This is a genomic window from Paraburkholderia sp. (assembly GCF_035656215.1).
GTDB lineage: Bacteria > Pseudomonadota > Gammaproteobacteria > Burkholderiales > Burkholderiaceae > Paraburkholderia.
In genome coordinates this window covers 1-3,430 of sequence record NZ_DASRSY010000389.1, presented here as the reverse complement: position 1 = coordinate 3,430, position 3,430 = coordinate 1, and the positions used below count along the sequence as shown (strand labels likewise).

At 62.3% G+C, this 3,430-nt stretch carries 4 protein-coding genes; 3 read left to right on the top strand and 1 reads right to left on the bottom strand.

Going from position 1 to position 3,430, the window contains the following annotated elements; all coding sequences use genetic code 11:
- Window positions 1-642: MBL fold metallo-hydrolase (locus tag VFE81_RS22575; RefSeq protein WP_325046717.1), on the top strand; the 642-nt coding region annotated here is incomplete at its 5' end.
- A gap of 250 nt (window positions 643-892) precedes the next feature.
- On the opposite strand, the gene VFE81_RS22570 is transcribed toward VFE81_RS22575, so the two are convergent.
- Window positions 893-1,417 carry a hypothetical protein gene (locus VFE81_RS22570; RefSeq protein ID WP_325046716.1) on the bottom strand — a complete coding sequence of 175 codons (525 nt, stop codon included), beginning with the start codon at window positions 1,415-1,417 and terminating at the stop codon, window positions 893-895.
- A 203-nt stretch (window positions 1,418-1,620) separates the two neighbouring features.
- Between VFE81_RS22570 and sctQ the strand changes: the two genes are divergently transcribed.
- Entirely contained in the window at window positions 1,621-2,916 is a 1,296-nt protein-coding gene (gene sctQ, locus VFE81_RS22565; RefSeq protein WP_414695639.1) for a type III secretion system cytoplasmic ring protein SctQ, read from the top strand.
- A partial coding sequence (locus VFE81_RS22560) for an EscR/YscR/HrcR family type III secretion system export apparatus protein (protein ID WP_325046714.1) occupies window positions 2,909-3,430 on the top strand: 522 nt, incomplete at its 3' end. The genes sctQ and VFE81_RS22560, both read left to right, overlap by 8 nt.

Below are 3,430 nucleotides of genomic sequence, written 5' to 3'. Positions count from 1 at the left end.
CTCATCGACGGTGGGGCTGGAGGCATCAAGCAATGGGGCGGCCGCCTGAGAACCAATTTATCGCTTGCCGGCGTCGAACCGTCCAAGATCGACACGATCCTGCTCACACACGCCCATCCCGATCATGTCGGAGGGCTAGTGGACACAGCCGGACAAATTACCTTTCCGAGTGCGGAGCTTATTGCTCATCAGCGAGAGGTCGGATTTTGGCACGATGACGGAAATCTGAGCCGCGCCAGCGAGCGTGCCCGCGGTAACTTCCTGATAGCGCGTCAAGTGTTCGACGGCTACCGTGACAGGCTTCGCACTTTCAATGAGGGAGAAGTGCTTCCCGGTATCCGACCGATGCCGCTACCGGGACACACAGATGAACACTCCGGATATCTTCTCGAATCCCATGATCAGGGCCTGCTTGTTTGGGGAGATATTGTTCATTTTCCTCACATCCAGATTAAACGGCCAGACGTATCGATTGCGTTCGATCGGGACCCTTCCCTGGCAATCACCACACGATCACGGCTCCTGGACCTGGTCAGTTCGGAGGGACTTTTGATCGCCGGTATGCATTTGGGGGAACTCGGCTTCGCGCGAATAAAACGAACGGGCGGGAGCTACGGTTTGCTCTACGAGACAGAAGCATGAGGCCGCGAATAGAAGCAACCACATCTGATACCGCTCCGGCATCTGCACTGGAGCAACCAGGAACACTGCGATGCCGTGACAACGACCTTGGCCGCTTCGTGCTTTTTGAGGGACATTCTCACTGCACTAACGGAGCAGCCGCTTCGGCGGATGAAGGAGTGTTGTCTTTGTCAATCGGATGGCCGGTTACGGGGTGAAGCCGCTCGCGCGGCGGACGGGCACGGGTGACTAGCCGGCGCGCGTCCGACGGCTATTCGCGTGCCATGTCCCGCTGCATCAGAAACTCCCACGTATCGTTCATGAACAGCGGAAAGCCGTACCACGGCGCAGATGGCACGCGTGCGAGCAACGGCGGATGAGGGTCCCTGCAGGTCGCATCACTGCTGTAGCCGACGAGCTCAGTGACGAGCGAGCTTGCGTCTCTGAGGATCTCCTCGGGAGAGCGATTCCAGATGTAATCGGAATCACCGCTTTGCGAATAGGCACGAAGGACTGCGCGGCCGACCGACGGTGCGTACCAGAATACTTCCTTGCTGTATCCAGTGACCGTGCAGTCTGCGTCGTCACAGTGCTGGGCGCGCAGCATCTTGCTCGCGGAGTGCGGATCGCGTTTGGTCCATGCAGTATTGCGCTCGATTACGAACGTATCGAACGTGCCCGCACCGACATGCCGTTTCTCGGTTCCGATGACATGACTCTGGGAGATCGCATGGTAGGTGTATTGCCACTCAGCATCACGGCCCGCCTTCGAATGATCAAGCAGCAAGCCTCCCATCAAGGTCCCTCATCGAGCCCCTCGGCACTTCGTAGCCAACCCTCCCCACAGCACCGCTCCATCCGCCAGAACTACGATTCCCCGCGCGGCATCCCCAAACCAACGCCCATAAAATCGTCAAATCAGGTCGCCCAATTCCGTCAGAAATGGGATCTCCGGCCGACACACCATTCAGTCAACCCGCGAATCCACTTGATCCCGCCGTGCATGCGCTGCCTCTTTTGCGAGCTGACATCGACGACCTTACAGATCAGGTGATGGCCGACCCGGAAGCGAGCCGCCGGCCCGGAGCCAGCCCCACGCCGTCCTTGCCGTCTGTGGCTGCGACCGCGCTCGATACTTCGCCGTATCTGCCGCGGCTGTCCGCGGCCGCGGCAAGTGGGCTGACGCACGCCTATGCGGCCCTCGCGCCCTTGCCGCTGACGCTTGGCGGCGTCGACTATCAGGTGAGATGGCGCGTCGATGCCGAACCGACGCTCGACGCGAACGCCTATCGCTTCGTCGTCGGTCCCGCGTACGGCACGCTATGGATCGATCCGTCGGCGGAAGTGGCATGGCTGGGCGATGCCGCGGACCCGTCGGTGCCGGCGGTGTTGCGTGCGGCGTTGCTCGCGGATTTGTGCGCACCGCTCATCACCGCGTTGCAAGCGCTGACCCGTCAACGTGTCGAGCTATTGCCGCCCGCCGCCGAGTCGGACGCGAGCCTCGCGCCCCATCCCGAGGGGGCCAATGGAGCAGGGGCGTCGCGCTTGCGCAGTGCGCCGGCCACGTTGCGCTTCGAATTGCGCCGCAGCGACAACGACTGGTTTTGCCACGGCGCACTGCTGTTCGATGCGCCCGATGCGCTCGGCGTGTTTTTCGCCGCGCCACCGCAAGCGGGCGGGAGCTTCGCCCCGTCGCGTACCGTCGCCGCGCAGAAAAACGCGTCGGCATTCGCGGCGTTACCCGTGCCGCTTGCTTTCGAACTCGGCCGCACGAGTTTGACGGCCCAGGAACTGGCGGATGTGCTCGCCGGCGACATCATCGCGATCGAACACTGGCGCGCGGAGGGCCAGAACCTCCTGTGCGTCGCACAGGTTCCCGCCAGGCCGGCCTGGGAAATCACCGGCCGCCCGTCGGGCAACCGGCTAGTCGTTGAACGAATCAGGGAGATGCCGTTGGAACCTTCGCAATCGTCCGAAGCCCCGCGCACGCAGCCGGCCAGTCCAGAGGACAGCGGCGCTGCGCCCTCGACCGCGCGTCACTTCGACGGACTCGCCGTCGAAGTGACCTTCCAGTTGCCGTCCTGCACGATGCCGCTCGGCGAGCTCAGCGTGCTGCAACCCGGTGGCGTGATCGAACTGCAACAGGGCATCAACCAGAGTGTGATCAATATCGTCGCCAACGGGATGCTGGTCGGCACCGGCCATCTGATTGCCGTCGGCCAGAAACTCGGCGTGCGCGTCACCACGCTGACGCCGCCAGCCAGTCAGGCGCCACGCGAGCGGCAGGATGGGTAATCTGCCGAATCCGGTTTCGCTGATCGCGGTCATTGTCGCGCTCGGCGTGGCGCCGTTCGCGGCGCTGATGGTGACGAGCTACACCAAGCTGGTGGTCGTGCTTGGCCTGCTGCGCTCGGCACTGGGCATCCAGCAGGTGCCGCCGAACATGGTGCTCAACGGTATCGCGCTGATTCTGTCGCTATTCATCATGGCGCCGGTCGGCATGAATATTCGCGACGCGCTGCAGGCGCGTAACTTCAACGCATCGGCGCAGTTATCGACCGCGGACTTAGGCGCGCTCGCCGATGCCGCGCTGCCGCCGATCAAGGATTTTCTCGTCGCGCATACGCGACTACGTGATCGCGAATTTTTCGTGAAAACGGCAACGAGCGTCTGGCCGAAAAACCGCGTGGACGGTCTGCAGAACGACGACCTGCTAGTCCTTGTGCCGAGCTTCACGCTCGCCGAGTTGACCAAGGCATTCCAGATCGGCTTCGTGATTTACATCGTGTTCATTGTGGTCGATCTGTTG